At 59.2% G+C, this 21,755-nt stretch carries 21 protein-coding genes; 6 read left to right on the top strand and 15 right to left on the bottom strand.

Annotated elements, in window-relative coordinates; all coding sequences use genetic code 11:
* Positions 1 to 2: 2 nt before the first annotated feature.
* From CQ012_RS07890 to pdhA, 6 genes are all read right to left on the bottom strand, one after another.
* On the bottom strand, positions 3 to 1,025 hold the full coding sequence (locus tag CQ012_RS07890; RefSeq protein WP_286134595.1) for an ABC transporter permease: 1,023 nt from the start codon (positions 1,023 to 1,025) through the stop codon (positions 3 to 5).
* A complete protein-coding gene (locus CQ012_RS07885; RefSeq protein ID WP_105661816.1) occupies positions 1,018 to 1,944 on the bottom strand; it encodes an ABC transporter permease in 927 nt (308 codons plus the stop codon). Before CQ012_RS07885 ends, CQ012_RS07890 begins: the two co-directional genes overlap by 8 nt.
* A gap of 190 nt (positions 1,945 to 2,134) precedes the next feature.
* Entirely contained in the window at positions 2,135 to 3,766 is a 1,632-nt protein-coding gene (locus tag CQ012_RS07880) for a peptide ABC transporter substrate-binding protein (protein ID WP_105661815.1), read from the bottom strand.
* Between the two features lie 196 nt (positions 3,767 to 3,962).
* Entirely contained in the window at positions 3,963 to 5,312 is a 1,350-nt protein-coding gene (locus CQ012_RS07875) for a dihydrolipoamide acetyltransferase family protein (protein WP_105661814.1), read from the bottom strand.
* Complete coding sequence (locus CQ012_RS07870) at positions 5,312 to 6,301, bottom strand: alpha-ketoacid dehydrogenase subunit beta (RefSeq protein ID WP_105657306.1); 990 nt, start codon at positions 6,299 to 6,301, stop codon at positions 5,312 to 5,314. The genes CQ012_RS07875 and CQ012_RS07870 overlap by 1 nt, the downstream gene beginning before the upstream one ends.
* Before the next feature lie 14 nt (positions 6,302 to 6,315).
* The gene (pdhA, locus tag CQ012_RS07865) at positions 6,316 to 7,431 is read right to left on the bottom strand and encodes a pyruvate dehydrogenase (acetyl-transferring) E1 component subunit alpha (protein WP_105661813.1); all 1,116 of its coding nucleotides are present in this window, start codon (positions 7,429 to 7,431) and stop codon (positions 6,316 to 6,318) included.
* A 150-nt stretch (positions 7,432 to 7,581) separates the two neighbouring features.
* Here pdhA and CQ012_RS07860 point away from each other — a divergent pair, with 150 nt between their 5' ends.
* Positions 7,582 to 8,055, top strand: coding sequence for an Lrp/AsnC family transcriptional regulator (locus CQ012_RS07860; RefSeq protein WP_105661916.1), 474 nt, complete (start codon positions 7,582 to 7,584; stop codon positions 8,053 to 8,055).
* An 84-nt stretch (positions 8,056 to 8,139) separates the two neighbouring features.
* Here the strand turns inward: CQ012_RS07860 and CQ012_RS07855 are convergent, their stop codons facing one another.
* A complete protein-coding gene (locus CQ012_RS07855) occupies positions 8,140 to 9,765 on the bottom strand; it encodes a monocarboxylic acid transporter (protein ID WP_105657249.1) in 1,626 nt (541 codons plus the stop codon).
* Positions 9,766 to 10,110, bottom strand: coding sequence for a DUF485 domain-containing protein (locus CQ012_RS07850; RefSeq protein WP_105657248.1), 345 nt, complete (start codon positions 10,108 to 10,110; stop codon positions 9,766 to 9,768). It abuts the gene before it with no gap.
* A gap of 197 nt (positions 10,111 to 10,307) precedes the next feature.
* On the opposite strand from CQ012_RS07850, the gene CQ012_RS07845 reads away from it, so the two are divergent.
* From CQ012_RS07845 to CQ012_RS07830, 4 genes are read left to right on the top strand one after another with little or no spacing between them, the layout of a single operon-like run.
* The gene (locus CQ012_RS07845) at positions 10,308 to 11,489 is read left to right on the top strand and encodes a sensor histidine kinase (RefSeq protein ID WP_105657305.1); all 1,182 of its coding nucleotides are present in this window, start codon (positions 10,308 to 10,310) and stop codon (positions 11,487 to 11,489) included.
* Positions 11,490 to 11,518: 29 nt separating this feature from the next.
* Positions 11,519 to 12,235, top strand: a complete 717-nt coding sequence (locus CQ012_RS07840) for a LytR/AlgR family response regulator transcription factor (RefSeq protein ID WP_105657247.1) — start codon at positions 11,519 to 11,521, stop codon at positions 12,233 to 12,235.
* A gap of 59 nt (positions 12,236 to 12,294) precedes the next feature.
* Positions 12,295 to 12,660, top strand: coding sequence for a DUF485 domain-containing protein (locus CQ012_RS07835; protein WP_105657246.1), 366 nt, complete (start codon positions 12,295 to 12,297; stop codon positions 12,658 to 12,660).
* Positions 12,653 to 14,128, top strand: coding sequence for a sodium/solute symporter (locus CQ012_RS07830; RefSeq protein ID WP_388023966.1), 1,476 nt, complete (start codon positions 12,653 to 12,655; stop codon positions 14,126 to 14,128). The genes CQ012_RS07835 and CQ012_RS07830 overlap by 8 nt, the downstream gene beginning before the upstream one ends.
* Here CQ012_RS07830 and CQ012_RS07825 read toward each other — a convergent pair.
* The gene (locus CQ012_RS07825; protein WP_105661812.1) at positions 14,125 to 15,075 is read right to left on the bottom strand and encodes a DMT family transporter; all 951 of its coding nucleotides are present in this window, start codon (positions 15,073 to 15,075) and stop codon (positions 14,125 to 14,127) included. The genes CQ012_RS07830 and CQ012_RS07825 overlap by 4 nt on opposite strands.
* 39 nt (positions 15,076 to 15,114) lie before the next feature.
* Here CQ012_RS07825 and CQ012_RS07820 point away from each other — a divergent pair, with 39 nt between their 5' ends.
* On the top strand, positions 15,115 to 15,618 hold the full coding sequence (locus CQ012_RS07820) for a MarR family winged helix-turn-helix transcriptional regulator (RefSeq protein ID WP_105661811.1): 504 nt from the start codon (positions 15,115 to 15,117) through the stop codon (positions 15,616 to 15,618).
* Positions 15,619 to 15,722: 104 nt separating this feature from the next.
* Here the strand turns inward: CQ012_RS07820 and CQ012_RS07815 are convergent, their stop codons facing one another.
* The 6 genes from CQ012_RS07815 to rpsB form a co-directional block, all read right to left on the bottom strand.
* The gene (locus tag CQ012_RS07815; RefSeq protein ID WP_105657242.1) at positions 15,723 to 16,295 is read right to left on the bottom strand and encodes a DivIVA domain-containing protein; all 573 of its coding nucleotides are present in this window, start codon (positions 16,293 to 16,295) and stop codon (positions 15,723 to 15,725) included.
* Between the two features lie 149 nt (positions 16,296 to 16,444).
* Positions 16,445 to 18,001 (bottom strand): phosphatidate cytidylyltransferase, encoded by a 1,557-nt coding sequence (locus CQ012_RS17885; protein ID WP_286134594.1) that lies wholly within the window; start codon positions 17,999 to 18,001, stop codon positions 16,445 to 16,447.
* Entirely contained in the window at positions 18,001 to 18,558 is a 558-nt protein-coding gene (gene frr, locus CQ012_RS07805; protein ID WP_105657241.1) for a ribosome recycling factor, read from the bottom strand. The genes CQ012_RS17885 and frr overlap by 1 nt, the downstream gene beginning before the upstream one ends.
* A 78-nt stretch (positions 18,559 to 18,636) precedes the next feature.
* The gene (pyrH, locus tag CQ012_RS07800; RefSeq protein ID WP_105657240.1) at positions 18,637 to 19,359 is read right to left on the bottom strand and encodes a UMP kinase; all 723 of its coding nucleotides are present in this window, start codon (positions 19,357 to 19,359) and stop codon (positions 18,637 to 18,639) included.
* A gap of 204 nt (positions 19,360 to 19,563) precedes the next feature.
* On the bottom strand, positions 19,564 to 20,400 hold the full coding sequence (tsf, locus tag CQ012_RS07795; protein WP_105657303.1) for a translation elongation factor Ts: 837 nt from the start codon (positions 20,398 to 20,400) through the stop codon (positions 19,564 to 19,566).
* Positions 20,401 to 20,545: 145 nt separating this feature from the next.
* Entirely contained in the window at positions 20,546 to 21,397 is an 852-nt protein-coding gene (rpsB, locus tag CQ012_RS07790) for a 30S ribosomal protein S2 (RefSeq protein WP_105661810.1), read from the bottom strand.
* Positions 21,398 to 21,755: the final 358 nt, after the last annotated feature.

Genomic DNA, 21,755 nt, shown 5'->3' with positions numbered 1-21,755 from the left:
GCTTAGGCTCCCTTCCGGGCCTTCGGATCCAGTGCGTCGCGCACTGCATCGCCGAGCATGATGAAGCTCAATACCGTTACCGAAAGGAACAGTGCTGGCCACATCAGCATGGTCGGGTTATTGCGCAGCTGGGTACGTGCGGAGGAAATATCGTTGCCCCAGCTCATGACGTCTGGCGGAAGCCCGACGCCCAGGAAGGACAGCGTGGCCTCGGCAACGATGTATACGCCGAGGTTCACCGTGGCAACAACAATGATCGGTGCCAACGAGTTCGGGATGACGTGCTTGACCAAAGCGCTGAACTTGGACAGGCCCAACGCGCGCGAGGCCTTCACGAAGTCCGCGTTGCGGGCCTCGATCACTGCGCCGCGGGTAATGCGTGCCAGCTGCGGCCAGCCGAAGATCGCAAGGGTGATGATAACCGTCCAAACGCTTCGGTTTTCACGGAAGGCAGGAAGCTGCATCACGATGATGGCTCCGAGGATCAGCGGCAGCGCGAAGAAGATATCGCCCAGACGAGCCAGGATGGTGTCGATCCAGCCGCCGTAGTAGCCTGCCAGCGCGCCAATGGCACCGCCGAGCAGCACCACGATGAGGGTAGTGAATACGCCTACGAGCAGCGAAGCACGCGTGCCGTAGATCGTACGGGCGTAGATGTCGCAACCCTGCAGGTTGAAGCCCATGATATGTCCCTGGCGTGCTGGCTCATTGGAATTTTCCAGTAAGCATGCCTGGTTGCCAGTCGGATCAATGGACGTGAACAGCTGCGGGAACGCAGCTACAACCATGACGGCGATGATCAGAAGCGTGGAGATGATGAACAGCGGCTGCTTGCGCAGTGAACGCCATGCTTCAGCCCACATGGACAATGGCTTGCCGGTTTCCTTGACAGAATCCACCGCCTGCAGCGGAGTCTCCTCCAATGGGGCCACGTAGTGCTCAATTTTGTACTTGGAAACTTTGCCGGCACGGGTGTTTCGGATGGGAAGGCCGTCTTCGGGATTAAAGTTCTGGTTCTCAGGCATAACGGATCCTTGGGTCAAGCAGTGCGTACAGCATATCCACGATCAGGTTGGCGATCACGAAGACGATCACCAAGACGCCTACAACGGCAACCACCGTCGGGGTTTCGCCCTTCTGGATTGCCTGGTAGAGCAAGTGGCCGACACCGGGGACATTGAAGATACCCTCGGTAACAATGGCGCCGCCCATGAGTGCGCCCAAGTCGGCGCCAAGGTAGGTCACGACTGGAATCAGCGAGTTGCGCAAGATGTGCACGGTGACAACGCGGTTGCGGCTCAGGCCCTTGGCAGTTGCGGTGCGCACATAGTCAGCGGTTTTGTTCTCAATGATGGAGGTACGCGTCAGTCGCAAAACGTAAGCCAGAGAAACGAGTCCCAGGACCAAGGCCGGCAGGATCAGTTCGCCCCAGGTTGCCGAACCGGAAACGGTTGGCTTTGCCCATTCGAGCTTGACTCCGACCACGTACTGGAGCAGGAAGCCCAGTACGAAGGTTGGAACTGCGATGACCAGCAGCGATGCGATCAGGACGGTCGAGTCGAACAATTTGCCCTTGCGCATGCCGGCGATGACGCCGAAGATGATGCCGAAGACAGATTCGATCAACAACGCGAGGATCGCCAGGCGTGCGGTGACCGGGAAGGCCCGAGCCAGCAAGTCTCGAACTTCCTGGCCGGAGAACGAGGTTCCCAGATCCAAGGTCACCAGATTCTTCAGGTACAGGCCATATTGGACCCAGAAAGGCTTATCCAAGTTGTATTGTGCGGTCAGGGCCGCTTCGGTAGCGGGGCTCATTGGCTTGCCACCGGAAAGTGCGGCGATGGGGTTACCCGGTGTTGCGAAAACCAGGAAGTACACCAGCAGCGTAGCTCCGATGAACACCGGAATCAGCTGCACGATTCGCTTCAGGGTAAAACTTAACATGCTTGCATCTCACCTCGAGACACATGAGGGCACAGGGCCATTTTCATCCTCTTTCCGTCGATAAATATCTCGACGTTTATTTTTGCGAGGCAGGACGGACACGCCAAAGGGAGACCCTGAGCTGCTCGGATCTCCCTTGACGAGTTTTCAGCTTCTATTCGCTCTGATTAGGCCGAATGCTGAAGGAAACTTATTTGCCAGTGATTTGCTGGTACATAGGAACACCGTTCCACCCGAACTCGACGTTATCAACGTTTTCGCTCCAACCACCCTGGACTGCTTGGTACCACAGAGGGATGGCCGGCAAATCCTTGAACAGGATCTCCTGTGCTTCGTTGAAGATCTTTGCACCCTCGGCCGGATCCGTGGCAGACAGGCCTTCGGCCAGCTTGTCATCGAATTCCTTGCTGGAGTACTTGCCGTCATTCGAACCGGCCCCGGTGCCAAATAGTGGACCAAGGAAGTTGTACAGCGACGGGTAGTCGGCCTGCCAACCGGTACGGAATGCACCGGTCATCTTGTAGCTGGTGACCTTCTCGCGCAATTCCTTGAATGAAGAGAATGGCTGAGCCACTGCGTTGATGCCCAGGTTGCTCTTCAGCTGGTTGACGACAGCTTCGACGTATTCCTTGTTGCCCGCGCCATCAACGTTGTAGCCGACAGAGAATTCATCGCCGGACTCCCACTTACTGATTTCATCAGCCTGTTCCCACAGCTTCTTGGCTTCAGCCCCGTCGAAGTCGAGGACTTCGCTGCCTGGAACGTCGGCGCTGTAGCCTTCGAGCACTGGTGCGGTGAAGTCATCGGCCTTGACCTTGCCACCCTGGTACACCTTGTCGATGATCAGCTGGCGGTCAATGGCACGGGAGATCGCGGCACGGCGCAGGTTGCCCTCTTCGTCCTGCTTGAAGTGGTCCAGGTAGCCCGGGATGGTGATGGTTGCGTTGCCGGCATATGGCGAGTTGACTGAACGATCGCCCAGGTCAGACTCGTAGGAAGCCAGCTGGCTTGGCGGGATCTGGTCGAGGACGTCCAAGTTGTTGGACTGCAGATCGCTGTACGCCGAGTCGGTGGACTGGTAGACCTTGAAGTCGATGCCGGCGTTAGCCGCCTTGCGTGGACCGTCGTAGCTCTCGTTGACGTCCAGCTTCAGGTTCACATCGTGGTTCCACTCGGTCAACGTGTATGGGCCGTTGCCGATTGGCTTTTCGCCAAAGGCCTTTGGATCTTCGAAGGCCGCTTCAGGCAACGGCATGAACGCCGTGTAGCCCAAGCGCAGCGGGAAGTCGGACTCAGGCTGGGACAGCTCGACGGTGAAGGTGGTGTCATCCACTACCTTCAGGCCTTCCATCTCTTCCTTCTTGGAGCCTTCCTTGTTGACCTCATCGAAGCCCTTGATGGATTCGAAGAAGTACGAGTTCAGCTGTGCGTTCTTTGCCGCGGCGCCGAAGTTCCAGGCATCCACGAACGAAGCAGCAGTTACTGGGGAACCATCCGAGAAGGTATGTCCGGCCTTCAGCTTGATGGTGTAGTTCTGGGAGTCTTCGGTTTCGATGGACTCAGCGAGTTCATTGACCGGAGCGCCCTTTGCGTCATAGCTGACCAAACCGGTGAAGATCAGGTCCATTACGCGGCCGCCGCCAACTTCGTTGGTGTTAGCCGGCAGAAGGCCATTCTGCGGTTCGGTGGTGTTTGCGGTGACGACGTACGAGCCGTCACCTTCGCCACCGGCGGTTTCATTTGAACCGCCGCCACAAGCGGACAGGGTCAGCGCCAAGGCTGCAGATAAAACGACAGCCTTAGATGCGTGCGAGTATCGCATCCTATTTCTCCTCAACAGATCGTTGCTGCTTCTGCATTTCGCAGAGCCGTGCAGGCAAGCGTGAGCTATAGCACGTAGTGAATGAGATTACATCAAACATTGCGAAACAACCAATGAATAGTCATGAAAGCAATGCTTGAAATCGGGTTACTCACCCGACTGAAATAACTTCAGCCGGGTCAGTTTTTATTTAAGCTCAAATAAAAATATTCATCATTCCGGGGTCTTCCAATACCGAGCCGACACCTGCGAGGAACTCGCTTGCTTCCTTGCCGTCAACCACTCTGTGATCGAAGGACAAAGCCAAAGTCATGGTATGGCGAAGGGCAACTTGGTCTTGGTATTCCCAAGGCCTTCGTTTCACTTGGCCTAATGCCAGGATTCCAGCCTGCCCCGGAGGTAGAATCGGGGTCCCGGCATCCACGCCGAAAACCCCCACATTGGTAATGGAGAATGTGCCACCGGTCAATTGGGCTGGTGACAACGTTCCTTCGCGGCCCTGGAGAATAATCTCGCTGAGTTCAGTTGCCAATACGGGCAACGTCTTGGCTTGGGCATTTTTCAGCACCGGAACCAGCAAGCCGCGGTCACTTGCCACAGCCATGCCCAGATTCACTGACCCGAACTCAATGATTTCGTCAGCCTTTTCATCCCACGTCGAGTTCAGCGCAGGATAAGTCTTCAGCAATCTCGTCACCACGAGCGCCGCCAACGTTGTGATGTTGAGTTTCCGGTCCTTCAGCAAGCGATGCGAACGCATTCTTTCCACCAACGCCATGGATTCGGTGACGTCAATAGTGAGGAACTCGGTGGCATGCGGTGCAGTAAACGCCGACTGCACCATCGCTTTGGCTGTGGCTCTGCGGACGGCGGTGATCTTCACATGGCGGTCCACATCCGGCGAGGACGCTGGCTCATTTCCCCTTGCCGATGAGGTGCTGGTACCTACGGAATCGATGGCCTGCTGAACATCCCTACGCAGCACCAGCCCACCCTCGCCGCTGCCGGCGAGCGCCGAAATATCGACTCCATGATCGCGTGCCAGCTTGCGTACGGGCGGTGTGCATCGAGTCGTCTCATGTTGTTCGCGCTCAGGACTGGCCGGCGCGGCATCCGGTGCGGATGCAACTGGTTCCGCCAATTGCGCCGCTCCCCCGTTGCGGGAGCCACGAGCTTTTCGCGTTGGACGGTTGCCGGTGTCTGCCGGGGCACCGTAGCCAACGAGGGTTGGGGTGCGCTCGACGGCCGCACTTTCCCCATGATTTCCGGGACCTGCTACTGGCGGCTGCCCGCCGGAAGCGCCTGGCTCCTGATCAAAAGTGACCAGCGGACCGCCAACCTGCACTGTTTCACCTTCGGTGGCATGCAGAGCCTGAACGAAGCCGGCATACGGCGAGGGCAGTTCAACCACTGCCTTGGCGGTTTCAACTTCGGCAATGATCTGGTTGAGCGCAACATGCTCGCCAACCTTGATTTTCCAATTCAGCACCTCGGACTCGGTGAGCCCTTCGCCGAGGTCCGGGAGTTTGAATGTGTGGGCGGTCATCACTTGGCAGCTCCTTCGGTTGCCTCGTTGTGGCGCATCACGGTATCGACCGCGTGCATCACTCGATCCAAATCGGGCAGGTGGTGGCTTTCGAGCCGCGATGGCGGATACGGAATATCGAATCCGGTGACGCGCAATGGGGCGTGCTCCAGATAGTCGAAGCAGCGCTCGGTGATTTCGGCACAGATTTCTGCACCGATACCGCTGGTGCGGCTGGCTTCATGGACTACAACCAGCTTGCCGGTGCGCTTGACGGATTCGGCCACGGTGTCGATATCCAACGGATCCAAGGTGCGCAGGTCGATGACCTCCAGACTGGTACCTTCATCTTCTGCGGCCTTGGCCGCATCCACCAAGGTGTAAGTGGTCGGGCCATAGCCGACCACGGTGACATCTTCACCGGGTCGGATGATCTTGGCCTTTGGCGATCCGTCTGGCGTTGGAGCCAGAAGTTCGGCTGTGCTTTTCTCGTGGTAGCGGCGCTTCGGCTCGAAGAAGATGACCGGATCATCGCAATCGATGGCCTGGCGCAACATGCTATAGGCATCTTCGACACTTGAAGGCGCGAAGACGCGCAGACCGGCGGTGTGGGCGAAATATGCTTCCGGCGATTCGGAGTGGTGCTCCGGTGAACCGATTCCTCCGCCGTAGGGAATTCGAACTGTCACCGGCATCTTCACACGGCCCCGGGAACGGTAATGCAATTTAGCCAGCTGGGATACTAGCTGGTCAAAGGCCGGGTAGGTGAAGCCGTCAAACTGGATCTCCACTACTGGGCGATAGCCTCGGTAGGCCAGGCCGATGGCGCTGCCGACAATGCCGGATTCTGCCAGCGGGGTATCGACGACGCGGTGCTCGCCGAATTTGGATTTCAGGCCATCGGTGACCCGGAAGACGCCGCCGAGGGTTCCGATGTCTTCACCAAGCAGGATGACTTTCTCGTCCTCGTCTAGGGCATCGTGCAGCGACTTGTTCAGCGCCTTGAGCATGGTGGTTGCCACAGTTACTCTCCACCTTCAAAATCTGCCAAGTAGTCCAGATAGTTCTTGGCTGCGCGTTCGGTTGGTTCGTGCTTCTCGGCATATACATTGGTGAACAGCTCTTCCACCTTGGGGTCCTCCATGGTGGTGATCGCGGCGCGAAGCTTCGCGGCCAGATCATCGGCTGCGTTCTGGGCACGCTGCTCGTAGGACTGCACATCGGCACCCATCTCATGCAGGTACTTCACCAGGCGGTCGATAGGGTCCTTGGCTTTCCACTCTTCGAGCTGCTCGCTCTTGCGGTAGCGGGTTGGATCATCGGCGGTGGTGTGCGACCCCATGCGATAGGTGACCGCTTCAATGAAGGTTGGGCCCAGGCCGTTGCGCGCGTGATTCAGGGCGGCCTTGGTGGCTGCGTAGACTGCAAGGATGTCATTGCCATCCACCCGCCAGGTCTTCAGCCCGAAGCCGTGGGCACGGTCGGCAATCTGGGTGCGGCTTTGCAGGTGGACTGGTTCGGAAATGGCCCACTGGTTGTTCTGGCAGAAGAACAGCACTGGCGCCTGGTAGCTGGCGGCGAAGACCATGGCTTCGCTCACGTCGCCCTGGCTGGTGGCGCCATCGCCAAAGTAGGCCACAGAAACTTGCTTGCCCCCGTCGAATTTGATTCCCATTCCGTATCCGGCTGCGTGCAAAGCCTGGGAGCCAATGACAATCTGCTGGCAAGCAATATTGACTTCATTCGGATCCCAGCCGCTGGCCTGGGCCCCGCGCCACACGCTGAGCAGATCTTCTGCTTTCACTCCCCTGGCCCATGCGACGCCATGCTCGCGGTAGGAAGGGAAAATGAAGTCATCCGCTTCGGTGGCGCGGACCGAGCCGATTTGTGCGGCTTCCTGGCCGAGCAACGGGGCCCAGAGTCCTAGCTGGCCCTGGCGCTGCAATGCGGTGGCTTCATTGTCCATGCGGCGCAGGACCACCATGTCGCGAAGGAAATCTGCAAGGTCCGCTTCTTTGAGGTCCTTCAGATAATGGTCAAGTTCTTCGTCCGGGATTCGTTTCCCGTCGACGTTCAGCAGCTGATGCGTGGGTAGGCATCCGGCGGCTACGTCAATGTGCTGTGTGGACACGATCGGCATCCTTACTCTCACGTAGTCGGTTGCGGGTTTTCATTCACAAACACCGCTTAATGTGATGCTACTCACGCAAGGCAGGATGCACAATGGTGTTTTTGGAATTAGAGCAAAACGCACTGTTTATGAGAACCGGTCAGTGCTAACGTGCACATTATGCAACTTCTGGACACTACCGACCGGCGCATCCTGCTGGCCCTCTCGACCGCAGCCAAGCGCACCGGCTCGGCTATCGCCACGGCTTTGAACCTCGGGCGAAATACCGTGCAGACGCGGATGACCCGCCTGGAGAATGAAGTTCTTGATTCCATTGACCGCCGCATCCCGCCCGAAGTGCTGGGCTACGGGCTGCTTTCCTTTGTCGAGCTGCATGTTGAGCAACGCCATCTCGGGGACATCGCCGCCAAGCTCGAAGCCATCCCCGAGGTGCTTGAAGCACACGGGCTCACCGGCTCTGCCGACATCTTGGTGCGGGTAGCGGCCAAAGACGCCGAGGAGCTGTTTCGGGTCCATGGACAGCTGCTGCATATAGACGGAGTGAATCGTGCGGACTCGGCACTATCCATGGCCGAGCTCGTCCCCTACCGCACCACCGCTTTGCTTCAGCACTCGCTAGCCAATAACGCGTAGCGCACAGGGCAGCAAAAAGTTCCGGGAACCAGCCTGCTGGCTGGTTCCCGGAACTTCGCTATTGAGTTTTATGAATTCTTCGCCTTAGTGGTCGACTGCCTTCTCGGCACCGACACCGGTCAGCGAACGAACTTCCATTTCCGCCTGCTTGGTAATGTCCTCGACACGTTTGTCGGTAACCGAGCCCAGCCAGCCTAGGAAGAAGGCCAGCGGAATGGAGACGATACCCGGGTTAGCCAGCGGGAAGATCACCATATCGATGCTTGGGATCATTGCGGTCTCCGAGCCCGAGAACACTGGCGAGAAGATGATCAGCAGCAAAGCCGAACCCAGGCCGCCGTACATGGACCACACTGCGCCGCGGGTCTTGAAGCCCTTCCAGAACAGCGAGTACAAGATGGTTGGCAGGTTAGCCGAAGCGGCCACCGCGAAGGCCAATGCCACCAGGAAGGCCACGTTCTGCCCCTGGGCACCGATGCCGCCAGCGATAGCGAAGACTCCGATAACCAAGACCGTGCGGCGGGCAATCTTCATTTCCTTCTCTGGAGTCGACTTGCCCTTGGCAATCACCGACGCGTACACGTCATGGGCGAAGGATGCCGCCGCGGTGATGGTCAAGCCCGCCACTACAGCAAGGATGGTTGCGAAGGCCACTGCAGAGATCAGGCCCAGCAGCACTGTGCCGCCCAATTCGTAGGCCAGCAGCGGTGCCGCAGAGTTCACGCCGCCTGGAGCCGCCTGGATTCGATCCGGGCCAATCAGTGCACCGGCGCCGAAGCCCAGCACCAGGGTGAACAGGTAGAAGGCGCCGATCAGCCAGATAGCCCAGACGACGGACTTGCGGGCTTCCTTCGCGGTAGGAACGGTGTAGAAGCGCATCAGCACGTGCGGCAGGCCGGCGGTGCCAAGCACCAAGGCCAGGGCCAGCGAGATGAAGTCCAGCTTGGCAGTTTCAGAAACACCGTACTTCATGCCCGGATTCAGGATCTCGGGGTTGCCGGCTACTTCAGCTGCCTTGCCCAGCAGGTCGGAGAAGTTGAAGCCGAACATGGCCAGCGTCCACACGGTCATGATCAGCGCGCCGGCGATCAGCAGGCAGGCCTTGATGATCTGCACCCAGGTGGTGCCCTTCATGCCGCCAACCAGCACATAGAGGATCATCAATGCGCCAACGATAACGATCACCAGCGACTGTCCCAGCTTCTCGTCAATACCCAGCAACAGGGAAACCAGCGCGCCGGCGCCAGCCATCTGCGCCAGCAGGTAGAAGACGCACACTGCCAGCGTGGAGATGGCCGCGGCGATGCGCACCGGACGCTGCTTGAGCCGGAAGGACAGCACATCGGCCATGGTGAATTTGCCGGTGTTGCGCAGCAGCTCCGCAACCAGCAGCAAGGCAACCAGCCAAGCAACCAGGAAGCCGATCGAGTAGAGGAAGCCGTCGTAGCCCTGGATGGCGATAGCGCCAACGATGCCCAGGAAGGAGGCTGCCGAGAGGTAGTCACCGGCAATTGCGGTGCCGTTCTGCGTTCCCGTGAAGGAACGGCCGCCTGCATAGTAATCCGCAGCGGTCTTGTTGTTCTTGGAGGCGCGGAGCACGATCACCATGGTGACGCCCACGAAGGCCAGGAAGATGGCGATATTGACCAAGGGGTTGCCGACCTGGGTCGACTCTCCCGCGGCCTGGGCCAGGATGCTGAGCTGGTTCATTTAGTTCACTCCCTCGCTCTCTAGGCGTTCACGGATCTTGGTTGCCTTGGGGTCGAGCTTCTTATTCGAGAAACTGACGTAGGCCGCGGTGATCGCGAAGGTCGACACGAACTGCAGCAACCCGAGAACAATACCCATGTTGATATTGCCGAGAACCTTGATGGACATGAAGTCATGGAAGTAGTCGGCTAGCAGCACATAGGCGAAATACCAGACGAGGAAGAAGACTGCCATCGGGAAAACAAAACTGCGGTGGGTCTTTCGCAGTTCCTGGAATTCCTCGGATTGGCTCTCCTTGACGAAATCAACGTCAGCAGCGACGCCGTGTTCCGGGTTGGCACTCATGATGCCCTCCTTGAGCGAGTTGATGATGTGACTGGGCGCACATCGGTTTTGTGACTAAGTTCACTATTGGCGATAAACCCGTTGGCGACTAGGGGTCTTGCACAGCTCGTGGCTCAACGGACTGCTTTCTGCGCCCAACGGCGCAGCATGGCGCGCTGAACGGTCGGCAGATCAGGCAGGGCCCTAAGATGGGATACATGTCTCCAGCGCTGCAAGTCACCCTGATCGTCGCCATTGCGATGGTCGGAATCGCTCTTGTCGGCTACATCGGTTTCAGGATTTCCCGCTCCACCAAGGAAATGGGTACCGACGTCGAGGAAGCCACCTACAAGACGTTGCACCACATGTCCGTTGCGGTTCCCCATTTGGAGCGCGGCCTGACTGAGGACGGGGCGGCCAAAAGCGCCAAGGCGCTGCGCAGGCTCTTGAACTGCCAGGTATTGCTGATCAGCGACACCACCCATGTGCTGGCCACCGATGCAGGGGCCGATTTCACCGCGGAACTCGAAGAAGCAGCCTCCAAGGTTTCCAAAAGCGCGCTGGCAACCGGCAAAACCCAGGTAGAACGTTCCTCCGGCATGGACTTCGTGTCCGCGCCGATCACCGTAGGAGATCAAAGCGTGGGAACGGTGACCGCGCTATCACGCAGGGCCGGCGCCAGCTTCGTTCGGGCAGTTTCCGAGGTAGCGGTCTTTGTATCCGCGCAAGTTTCCACCGCCCAGCTCGATGAATCCAAGGCCATGCTGCTCGAAGCGCAGATGCGTGCCTTGCGCGCTCAGATCTCCCCGCACTTCATCTACAACTCGCTGAATGCGATCGCCTCGTTCATCAATACTGATCCCGCTCGAGCCCGTGAGCTGGTCATAGAATTCGCCGACTTCACCCGGTACTCTTTCCGCCGCCGCGGTGAATTCACCACCCTGGCCGAAGAACTGGAAGCGATTGACCGCTACCTGTTGCTGGAAAAGGCCCGTTTCGGTGAGCGCATCAAGGTCTCCTTGCAGATCGCTCCCGAGGTGCTGCCCACGCAAATTCCCTTCCTGGCCTTGCAGCCGCTGGTTGAAAACGCGGTACGCCATGGACTCGAAGCCCGGCCAGATGGCGGAGTCATCTCCATCACGGCCACCGAAGACGGAATGCACGCAGTCATCAGCGTGGAAGATGACGGCATGGGCATGGATCCCGAGCAGCTGTCCAGTGTGCTAGCTGGCGATACCCCGAATATGCACGTAGGCCTGCGCAACGTCGACCTGCGCATGCGCCAGCTCTACGGCAATTCCAATGGACTGGTGGTGGAGACCGCGCCGGGGGCCGGAACGCTGATCACTTTGCGTGTCCCGAAGTTCCGTCCGCCCAACACGATCACTTCCGATGCATAGAAAAATCCAATAAACGGTAGAATTTTCGCATGATTAACGTGGTGGTCGCCGATGATGAACTTCCAGCGGTAGAAGAAATCGCTTTTCTGCTCAGCCAGGATTCCCGCATCGGGAAAATTCACCGCGCCACCTCTGGTGCCGCGGCGCTGAAGGCGCTGGAGGAAAATACTGTCGACGCACTTTTCCTCGACATCCACATGCCGGCTTTGTCAGGCTTGGATATTGCCCGCGTCATCTCCCGCTTCACCAATCCCCCACTGATTGTTTTTGTCACCGCCGATGAAGATCAAGCGCTGCAAGCATTCGAGTTGGCCGCCATCGACTACGTGCTCAAGCCCATTCGCCCGCAGCGCCTGGCCGAATCCGTTCGCCGCATCTGCGAGCTGGTCGAGGAGACCCCTGCCAAGCCGGAAATGATCACGGTGGACCAGGGAGGCATCACCAAGCTGATCCCTCGGGCGGATATCGCCTACGTTCAAGCCCAGGGAGACTACGCCCGGCTGCACACCAAGGATTCGAGCTATCTCATCCGGGTTCCGCTCAACGATCTGGAACAGCAGTGGGGCGAGTCCGGTTTCGTTCGGATCCACCGTTCCTACCTGGTGTGCATGGATAAGATCGAAACCGTTCGCTTGCAGACCGGCAAGGCCGCTGTGCTGGTCAACAGCACCGAACTTCCGATTTCTCGTCGCGCGTTGCCATACCTGCGGGAACGCTTGGCTGCCAACCGCGTCCGCCCGCTGTAGGAAGCTGCTGGCCTTCCGTGGAGCAACTTCCCCAAGACAACAGCCGGCGAGAGCCCCTCATGCCCGGACGTTTCGCTGAGCAGCGTCCAAAACGCGTGCGTGTCCAGGCTCCGCAGGATGCATCCTTGACTGTCTCCCCCGACCGTCCCGAGCACACAGCAGAAGAATTCTATGTTCGCCAGCTGATCCGCTCCCAGCTGCGGCTGGCCTGTGCCGTGGCGGCGGGCCTGCTGGCGATGCTGGTAGGCATCAGTGCATTGCTCGTCTTTTGGCCGGTCTTCGAGGACATCCATCTGCTGGGCCTGCCCCTGCCATGGTGGGTTTTGGGCATCGGCATGTATCCACTGATCATCGTGGCCGGAATGCTCTACAACAGGGCCGCGGGACGCAATGAAGAACGGTATCGGAGCATCAGCCGTGGCTAGCTTGCTGTCCGTTTCCTCCCTGGTGATCGTTTGCCTCACGACCATGCTGATCGCCTTCCACGGCCTGCGCCTGTCCCGCACGACTTCCGACTTCTACGTAGCTTCACGCACCGTACGCCCGTGGTGGAATGCCTCTGCTATTGGCGGCGAATACCTGTCGGCGGCTTCGTTCCTGGGCGTTGCCGGACTGATTGTGCTCTCTGGGCAATCAGGTTTGTGGTTCCCCATCGGCTACACCGCAGGCTACTTGATGCTGCTCCTGTTTGTTGCCGCTCCCCTGCGACGTTCCCGGGCATACACAATTCCCGATTTCGCGCAGATCCGTTTCGAAGGCTCGCCGATGCTGCGGAAAATCACCACCTATCTGGTGGTGGTGATCTGCTGGCTCTATATCGTTCCGCAAATGCACGGAGCAGCCCTGACCCTATCCATCGCTACCGGATTCCCGAGTTGGGCCGGTCCGGTCATTGTTGCCGCGGTTGTCTGCGTGACGGTGCTGTCCGGCGGGATGCGCTCGGTGACCTTCGTCCAGGCCTTCCAGTACTGGTTCAAGCTGGCGGCCTTGGTTATTCCCACGATTTTCCTGCTGGGGCGGGCCATCCCCGAGCATTCGGCATCCGGGCATGCCCAGGCCCTGTATGCGCAGCTGGAGTCCGTGAACGCGATGAACCTCTACGAGACGGTATCCATCATCTTGGCATTGCTCTTCGGCACCCTGGGGCTGCCGCATGTGCTGGTGCGCTTCTACACGAACCCCACAGGCCAGGCTGCGCGTACCACCACGGTGATTGTGCTGTGCCTGCTCTCCGCGTTCTACCTCTTGCCGACGACTTTGGGCGTGCTGGGCTTGCTCTACACCCCGGAGCTCGGTGCCACCAATGAAACCGATGCCACCATCCTGCTCTTGCCCGGGCGCCTCTTCGACGGATTCCTGGGCGACGCCTTGACCGCAATTGTCGTCGGTGGCGCATTCGCAGCTTTCCTCTCCACCACCTCCGGTTTGGTGGTATCCCTGGCTGGTGCGCTGTCCCAGGAATTCTTCTCGGGTACCGTGCGGGGCTTCAGGATCTCTACCGTGCTGGCCACCGCCCTGCCCGTCCTGGTCGCGGTGGTGACCAATTCATTGGCCTTGGCGGGCGCCATTGGAAACGTCTTCGCCTTCACTGCATCCACCATCTGCCCGCTGCTGCTCTTGGGCATTTGGTGGCGTTCGCTGACCGCTCGAGGTGCTGTTGCCGGACTGCTGGCTGGCGGCATCTCCTGCGGGCTGGCCTTGATGACCGGCGCCTTCCTGCCCCAGGAAGATGAGATCTGGATCCACCTCTTGCGCCAGCCTGCGGCGTGGAGCGTTCCCTTGGCCTTCATGGTGATGATCTTCGTATCGCGTAGCACCAAGCGGAGCGTGCCCGCCAACGTTGAACGCGTCATGGCGTTGCTCCATGTCCCGGACTGGCGGGCGAAGTTCTAGCCAGTCTCCACGGATTCTCCGGCAGGCGCGTCGCGGCCAGATGCTTCGCGTGCCGAAGCTGATCTGCGCCGGGATCCCTTGGCCAGCCCCAGAAGGACTCCGCCGAGAACCAAGCCCATCCCGATCAGGCTTTGGAGGCCGAGGCTTTCCGCTGCCAACAATGTTCCCAGCAGGACCCCTGTCACTGGATTGAGCAGGCCAATGAGGCCAACTGACGATGCAGGGAGATGGCGCAGCCCGGTGAACCAGGCAAGATAGGCAGCCGCGGTGGCAATGAGGCTGACATAGCCGAAGCCCGTCATCGCCTGCAGGTCAAGCGCAGGGGGTGCTCCATGCACGAACAGCGCGCAGGGGACCAGTACTGCCCCTCCGGCCACCAGCTGCCACGCGGTGACACGGATAATCGGCATCCCTTCAGACCATCGTTTGGTCAGGATGAACCCGGCACTGGATAGGACCATTGCTACCAGCGACAACACGATCCCCAGGATATCGATGCCGGCCTGTGCATCGAATACCATGATGCCCACGCCGACGAAGCCCAAGAGGGCCCCAACCAAAGGCCAACGTGCAGGACGTTCACCGAGCAATAGCCATGCGAACAGCATGAGCACACCGGCAGAAATCGCCATGGTCGTAGCAGCGACACCCGATGGCAAAAGTTGCGCCACCACGTAGATCAGGGCAAAGAAGGCACCGATATTCAGCACGCCCAGAACCGCGGATTTCCACCACCAGCTGCCCTGCGGGAGTTTCCTGGCTAGCCCCAGCAACACCAAGCCCGCCGGCAATGCACGGATCGCCGCACCCCAGAGCGCTGAGCCGTCGGGAAGAAATTCCTTGGTGACATAGTAATTGGAGCCCCACGCGATCGGGGCTATCGCGGTCAGTGCTACCCAGCCCAGCGTTCGAAGCCGGTGCCCCGCGGAATTCAAAATATCTTCCATGGAAGATACTTTAGCTTCCTTGGAAGATATAATAAAGGCATGGAGCAAAACGACCACGTATCGCGCATTCAACAGCAGTGGGCAGAACAACGGCCGGATCTCGACCCAGCGCCCCAGGGAATCATCGGCCGGCTGCATCGCTTGGCTAATTACCTGACCGAGGAGCTCTGCACGGTTTATGCAGAGCATGGGCTGACCGAAGCTGAATTCGATGTGCTCGCGGCCTTGCGGCGGGCAGGAGAACCCCACTCCCTGGCCCCCGGCGAGCTGGCACAGCAGACGATGGTGACTACCGGAGCCATGACCAAGCGGCTCGACAAGCTGGTCAGCAACGGCTGGGTCACCCGCGCGCTATCCGGTGATGACAGGCGTGGGCGCCGCATCTCCTTGACGGCTAGCGGCAAGAAGAAAATCGATGAAGCGTTTACCGCCCACATGCGCAACGAAAAGCGCCTCGTGGACCAGCTGGCCCCCGCTGATCGTCCTGTGCTCGAAGAAATGCTGCGAAACTGGTTGGCCCACTATGAACAGACCCGGCCCTAGCCTTATCGGCCAGCGCGTCGCCAAGAATGCAAAAAGCCGCGCAGGGCAGCGGGGAGAATTTCCCACTGCCCTGCGCGGCAATGCGTTTGCGCTGGAGACAGCTGCTAGTCGATCGAAGCCATCAGCTCGACCACGCGGTCAAGGAATGCATCGACCTGCGATTCCTCGTAGCCATCGGTTCCCTGCGAAGAGCGGAATTCCACGCGGCGTACGGTGTCAACGGCCATGGGCACGTCGTTCTCGAAATAGTCGATGAGCTGATCGCATAGGCGATCGACATCTTCGATGTTGTAGCTCGACGCGTTGGAACGCGACGGGCGACGGAAACGCTCACCCTTGGCACGGTGCAGGCGGCCACGCAGGATCGCGGCCAGGCGGCCTACCTGCTGCAGCCAGACCTCCTCGCCCTGATGGGCAATCAAGTCGTCGCGCTCGCGCTTGGCAAAGACATCTTCCAAGCGGTCCAGCGCACCATCGACTTCGCGGGCCTGGTACCCGCCCTTCTGCGGCGCAAAAGTGGTGCGGCGGATCAGGTGGCTGGTGACCACACTGTCGTCGTTTCCTCCACCGTTGAAGGTGGCGCGGGCACGGCTCAGGAATGCATCAACTTGCTTTGCGTTGTAGCCGAATTCCGAGTCCGGTACGCGGGAAAACGGAGCATCTTGCTGCTGCGACACGACAGTTCCTTTTTCTCTAGAGAGATATCAGTTGGGTACCCCGGTAAGGCGATACCCCTCATATTCTATTGGCTTGGGCCAATAGTTGGCTTAATGGCCACACCAGCCAGTGCATTCCAGTAGAGGATCACACCCGCTGGCGGGACCGGTCAGAAGACTTCGACGCTCCAGGCCAACACATGCGAAATCACGTAGCCCAGAGGAATGACAAACAATATCGAGTCCAAGCGATCCATGATTCCGCCATGGCCCGGCAGCAAGTTGCTCATGTCCTTGATGCCCAGTTCACGTTTGACCATGGATTCCGCGAAGTCGCCAGTGGTCGCGGCAATGGTGGTGAAGAACGCCAAGATGACGCCCGTCCACCATGGCATTTCCAGCCAGAAGTGCATTGCGCAAGCACCAATAGCCATCGAACCAATCATTGATCCGGCGAAGCCCTCCCAGGACTTTTTCGGAGAAATCTTTGGCGCCATCGGATGCTTGCCTATTAGCACACCCACGATGTAGCCGAAGGTGTCGTTGGCGACCGCGAGCAGCAAAAGCGTGGCAATGAGCCATTGGCCATTCTCGGAATCAAGAATCAGCAGGGCGAAGGAAAGCAGCAGCGGCACCCAGCTGATGATGAACACGCTGCTCATCACCGAGGCCACAGCACCCTTTAGTCCTTCCATGAGCCGGAAGAGCAGAGCGATGAGGATACAGGCAATGTAGCTGAATCCAAGGGCTTCCACCCCGCCCCAAATGGCACTGACCGGCAGCAAGACCGAGGACAGGTACAACGGCAATTGAGGCACCGCGGTCTTGGCGTGAGTAGTAGCTCTCGCAACTTCCCAGCAGCCAATGCCGCTGAGGGCAATCAGCGCGATGACCAACAATGGCTGCGACCACATCAGGCCAACGAGGACGACGCCGAGCATCAGCAAGCCTACGCCGATTGCCGCGGGCAGGTTGCGTCCGGCGCGCGATTTCTTCGGCTCCGGGGTTCCTATCAACAGCTCGGCAGGGATGTCTGCTTCTGCCGCGTCGGGCTGGCCGGTCTCGGCCAGGTCCGTGGAGTCGGAAACCGGTGGAGCAGGCATCTTGCCCTCGGCAGGCGCTGGATTCTGCGCCGCTGATTCGGCTTCCGGTTTGGTCGCTTCGCCCTTCGCTGGCATACCACCCTGGGCAGCTGGGGCCGCTAAGATCTTGGCTTTGCCGGGTTCCGCCGATTCTACGGGCTCAGCCGGTTCCTCTGCTGGTCCGGCCTGCTGGGCAGCGACCGGCCCCGGGGCCGCCACCGACTTGGACGTATCAGCCTTGAAGGCTGCCTTGGCACGCTCTTTCGCTTGCCCGGTATCAGCCGTAGCGGCTGCATCCTTGCCTGGGGAAACCTCGGCTGCCGGGTTCGCGCCAGCCCCTGGCTGAGGGGTCGGCAAAACGCCATCGGTGCCGGCAACTTGCTCCACGGCTGGTGCCGGTGCTGGCGTGGCCATTGGAGCAGCTACCGGATTGGCCGGTTCAGTCGTGACCGGTTCTTGGATTCCAGTGGCAGGTTCTGGAGTTTCCCTAGCCGCGCGGTTCTTCATGAAACCGCGTTTTTTCCCCTTGGCGGCAGCCTCGCGCTGGGCACGAGCTTCACGTCGGGTCAGGGGCTGGGATTCTCCGGATGCCACTGAGGGCACCGCCGAAGCGTTGCCCTCAGTGTTGTCTGTCGAGCCTGGCATTAGACTTCCAGCAGCTCTGCTTCTTTTTTCTTCAAGATCTCGTCAACTGCGTCAACGTGCTTCTTGGTCAGCGCGTCGAGGTCCTTTTCTGCACGGGTGCCCTCGTCCTCGCCAATTTCGCCATCCTTGACCAACTTGTCGATGGAGTCCTTGGCCTTGCGGCGGTGGTTACGCAGCGCAACGCGGGCGTCCTCACCCTTGGCCTTGGCCAGCTTGACGTATTCCTTGCGGCGTTCTTCGGTCAGCACTGGAAGGACAACGCGGATCATCTTTCCGTCCGAAGATGGGTTTGCCCCAACTTCTGGATCGCCCAGAGCCTTTTCGATTGCGCGCATAGCGGTCACATCGAATGGGGTGATGGTGATGGTGCGTGCTTCTGGCACTGCAAAGGAAGCCAACTGCTGCAGTGGGGTCGGGGAACCGTAGTAGTCCACCATGACCTTCGAGTACATGCCTGGGTGGGCGCGACCGGTACGGATCGTCGCGAAGTCCTCCTTGGCGGCCTCAATGGTGCGTTCCATCTTTTCGGCGGTTTCCGCCAGCGTTTCGTCAATCACCGGTACTCCTCAAGTACTTCATCTGTGTTTCCGCTACGGGAAATTAAATCTACTTCAATCCTAAGCCACGATCACCGATTAGACGGTGACAGTGGTGCCAATCCGCTCGCCGCGAATTGCCGCGGCCACGTTTCCTTCGCCTTCCATGCCGAAGACCAGCATATTGAGCTTGTTGTCCTGGCACATGGTCATGGCGGTCTGGTCCATCACGCGGATGTCGTTGACCAGCGCGTCGCTGTAGGTCAAGGTCTCCAGCTTCTTGGCGGTCGGATCCTTCTTCGGATCCGCGGTGTACACGCCATCGACGCCCGACTTGGCCATCAGAACTTCGTCAGCATCGACTTCCAGGGCACGCTGCGCGGCCACGGTGTCGGTGGAGAAGTACGGCAGGCCTGCGCCAGCGCCGAAGATGACAACGCGGTCCTTTTCCATGTGGCGGATGGCACGGCGTGGGATGTAGTTTTCTGCGACCTGGGCCATGGCGATGGCCGACTGGACGCGGGTTTCGACGCCGCATTGTTCCAGGAAGTCCTGCAGTGCCAGGCAGTTCATGACGGTGCCAAGCATGCCCATGTAGTCTGCGCGCGAGCGGTCCATGCCGGAGGCCGAGAGTTCTGCGCCGCGGAAGAAATTGCCGCCGCCAACCACGATTGCGACCTCTACTTCGCCTACGGTTTCAGCGATCTGCTTGGCGATGCCGCGAACGGTATCCGGGTCAACGCCGATCTTGCCGCCGCCGAATACTTCACCGGAGAGCTTGAGCAGTACGCGGCGTCGTTTGGTTTCTGGGGTGCTTGGCATGAGGTGTCTTACTCCTGGAGGTCGGAATCAAGCTGGGGGTACTACTTCCCAGATCCCAAGCTATCGTGAGATCCGGGCTCAAGAAAAGGGAGGCGAGTCACCGAGTTTTCTCTCGGTGCTCACCTCCCTTTGATCTTGTGCACTCAGGTTGCCCTGAACGCGGTTCGCTTAATGCGTACGGCTAATGCTTAGAGCTGTAAAAGCTTAGGCACCAACGCGGAAGCGTGCGAAGGCAACTGGCTTGGTGCCAGCTTCTTCGAAGACCTTGCCTACGGACTTCTTTGCGTCCTTGGCGAAAGCCTGGTCAACCAAGACGATTTCCTTGAAGAAACCGGTCAGGCGGCCTTCAACGATCTTGGTGAGTGCAGCTTCTGGCTTGCCCTCCGCGCGAGCGGTTTCGTCTGCGATGCGGCGCTCGTCGGCAACCTTGTCAGCTGGAACCTCCTCGCGGGACAGGAAGGTAGGAGCCATTGCAGCGGTGTGGACAGCAACGTCGTGTGCGACGGTTGCGGCAGCTTCGCTGTCAGCGTCAACAGCCATCAGAACGCCAACCTGAGCTGGCAGGTCCTTGCTGGTCTTGTGCAGGTACGAAGCAACCTTGGCACCCTCGATGCGTGCAACACGGCGTACAACAACCTTCTCGCCGAGGATTGCGCCCTCTTCGATAACGATGTCGCCAACGGTCTTGCCGTCCAGCTCGTAAGCCAGCAGTGCTTCTGCATCTGCAGCACCGGAAGCCACAGCGGCATCCAGGACCTTGTTGGCCAGTGCGATGAACTTCTCGTTCTTGGCAACGAAGTCGGTCTCGCAGTTGATCTCGATCATGACGCCGACGTTGCCTTCAACCTTGGCAGCAACCAGGCCTTCAGCGGTCGAACGGCCTTCGCGCTTGGTAGCGCCCTTCAGGCCCTTGACGCGGATGATCTCGATGGCCTTCTCGGCGTCGCCGTTAGCCTCGTCCAGTGCCTTCTTAACGTCCATCATGCCGGCGCCAGTGCGCTCGCGCAGTGCCTTGATATCAGCAGCGGTGTAGTTTGCCACGTGCAATCCCATTCAGCTAGGAGTTTCAAGTTTATTTTGCTTATGGGACGGGTCGGATTTCCGGCCCGTCCCACAAGACTTGGTGAAGTTCACCCCGAGCTACACGCTAGTGGGCCCAGGCAAACTTCTGGAGTCACCGAGGTGACTACTTGGCTTCTGGTGCCTCAGTTGCATCGTCTGCAGCTGGTGCTTCAGTTGCAGCTTCTGCAGCTGGAGCTTCGGCCTTGGCCTTCTCGCCCTCAAGCAGCTCGCGCTCCCACTCAGCCATTGGCTCAGCAGCACCCTCGGTCTTGCCGGCAGCCTTGTTGTTCTTGGCGATGAGGCCTTCGGCCACAGCGTCAGCAACAACGCGGGTCAGCAGGTTGACGGAGCGGATTGCGTCGTCGTTGCCTGGGATTGGGTAGGTAACTTCGTCCGGATCGCAGTTGGTGTCCAGGATGGCCACAACTGGGATGCCCAGCTTCTGTGCTTCGTCGATAGCCAAGTGTTCCTTCTTGGTGTCAACGATCCAGATAGCGGAAGGGGTGCGGGTCAGGTTACGGATACCACCGAGGTTGTTCTGCAGCTTGGTCAGCTCGCGCTTCAGCAGCAGCAGTTCCTTCTTGGTGTGACCGGAGCCAGCAACGTCCTCGAAGTTGATCTCTTCCAGTTCCTTCATGCGCTGAACGCGCTTGGAGACGGTCTGGAAGTTGGTCAGCATACCGCCGAGCCAACGCTGGTTCACGTATGGCTGGCCAACGCGGTTAGCCTGCTCGGCGATCGATTCCTGAGCCTGCTTCTTGGTACCGACGAACAGTACGGTGCCGCCGTGGGCAACGGTCTGCTTGACGAACTCGTAAGCGCGGTCGATGAACGACAGCGACTGCTGCAGGTCGATGATGTAGATGCCGTTGCGCTCGGTGAAAATGAAGCGCTTCATCTTTGGGTTCCAGCGACGGGTCTGGTGGCCGAAGTGGACGCCGCTGTCAAGCAGCTCTCGCATGGTTACGACTGGCATGTCGCAACTCCTTTCAGCAGTGGCGGACCGGGCGCGCATGCGCCCGCGGTAACTGCTCTTGTTTGTTCGGGTTGATGCAGATAGCCATTGTGGATATCCGCCCTGGCATGAATACCGATAGATGCTTGGCATCTCGCCTTCGGTCCACCGATTCTCTCGGACCACTGGAACCTCAGGCCACAGCTCATGAAGCTGTGGATACTCATACGCGAAGTCAATCCCCTGCCCGACGCACCCAGTTTTGGACACACCTGTGACAGGACACTGCTGTTTCAAGTGTACTACAGAGAACTCAACGCTTTACACGGCGATATCGGTGATCTGCAGCCCATTCGCTTGCCCACAATTCGCTCTTCCA

This window comes from Arthrobacter sp. MYb214 (assembly GCF_002979865.1).
In the GTDB taxonomy this organism is placed as follows: domain Bacteria; phylum Actinomycetota; class Actinomycetes; order Actinomycetales; family Micrococcaceae; genus Glutamicibacter.
This window is presented reverse-complemented; position numbering and strand designations above follow the sequence as displayed.

Bases quoted from the DNA above. Each gene is read 5' to 3' on its own strand.
- CQ012_RS07890 (WP_286134595.1), bottom strand. From the start codon at position 1,025: ATGCCTGAGAACCAGAACTTTAATCCCGAAGACGGCCTTCCCATCCGA.
- CQ012_RS07885 (WP_105661816.1), bottom strand. From the start codon at position 1,944: ATGTTAAGTTTTACCCTGAAGCGAATCGTGCAGCTGATTCCGGTGTTC.
- CQ012_RS07880 (WP_105661815.1), bottom strand. From the start codon at position 3,766: ATGCGATACTCGCACGCATCTAAGGCTGTCGTTTTATCTGCAGCCTTG.
- CQ012_RS07875 (WP_105661814.1), bottom strand. From the start codon at position 5,312: ATGACCGCCCACACATTCAAACTCCCGGACCTCGGCGAAGGGCTCACC.
- CQ012_RS07870 (WP_105657306.1), bottom strand. From the start codon at position 6,301: ATGCTCAAGGCGCTGAACAAGTCGCTGCACGATGCCCTAGACGAGGAC.
- pdhA (WP_105661813.1), bottom strand. From the start codon at position 7,431: ATGCCGATCGTGTCCACACAGCACATTGACGTAGCCGCCGGATGCCTA.
- CQ012_RS07860 (WP_105661916.1), top strand. From the start codon at position 7,582: ATGCAACTTCTGGACACTACCGACCGGCGCATCCTGCTGGCCCTCTCG.
- CQ012_RS07855 (WP_105657249.1), bottom strand. From the start codon at position 9,765: ATGAACCAGCTCAGCATCCTGGCCCAGGCCGCGGGAGAGTCGACCCAG.
- CQ012_RS07850 (WP_105657248.1), bottom strand. From the start codon at position 10,110: ATGAGTGCCAACCCGGAACACGGCGTCGCTGCTGACGTTGATTTCGTC.
- CQ012_RS07845 (WP_105657305.1), top strand. From the start codon at position 10,308: ATGTCTCCAGCGCTGCAAGTCACCCTGATCGTCGCCATTGCGATGGTC.
- CQ012_RS07840 (WP_105657247.1), top strand. From the start codon at position 11,519: ATGATTAACGTGGTGGTCGCCGATGATGAACTTCCAGCGGTAGAAGAA.
- CQ012_RS07835 (WP_105657246.1), top strand. From the start codon at position 12,295: ATGCCCGGACGTTTCGCTGAGCAGCGTCCAAAACGCGTGCGTGTCCAG.
- CQ012_RS07825 (WP_105661812.1), bottom strand. From the start codon at position 15,075: ATGGAAGATATTTTGAATTCCGCGGGGCACCGGCTTCGAACGCTGGGC.
- CQ012_RS07820 (WP_105661811.1), top strand. From the start codon at position 15,115: ATGGAGCAAAACGACCACGTATCGCGCATTCAACAGCAGTGGGCAGAA.
- CQ012_RS17885 (WP_286134594.1), bottom strand. From the start codon at position 18,001: ATGCCAGGCTCGACAGACAACACTGAGGGCAACGCTTCGGCGGTGCCC.
- pyrH (WP_105657240.1), bottom strand. From the start codon at position 19,359: ATGCCAAGCACCCCAGAAACCAAACGACGCCGCGTACTGCTCAAGCTC.
- rpsB (WP_105661810.1), bottom strand. From the start codon at position 21,397: ATGCCAGTCGTAACCATGCGAGAGCTGCTTGACAGCGGCGTCCACTTC.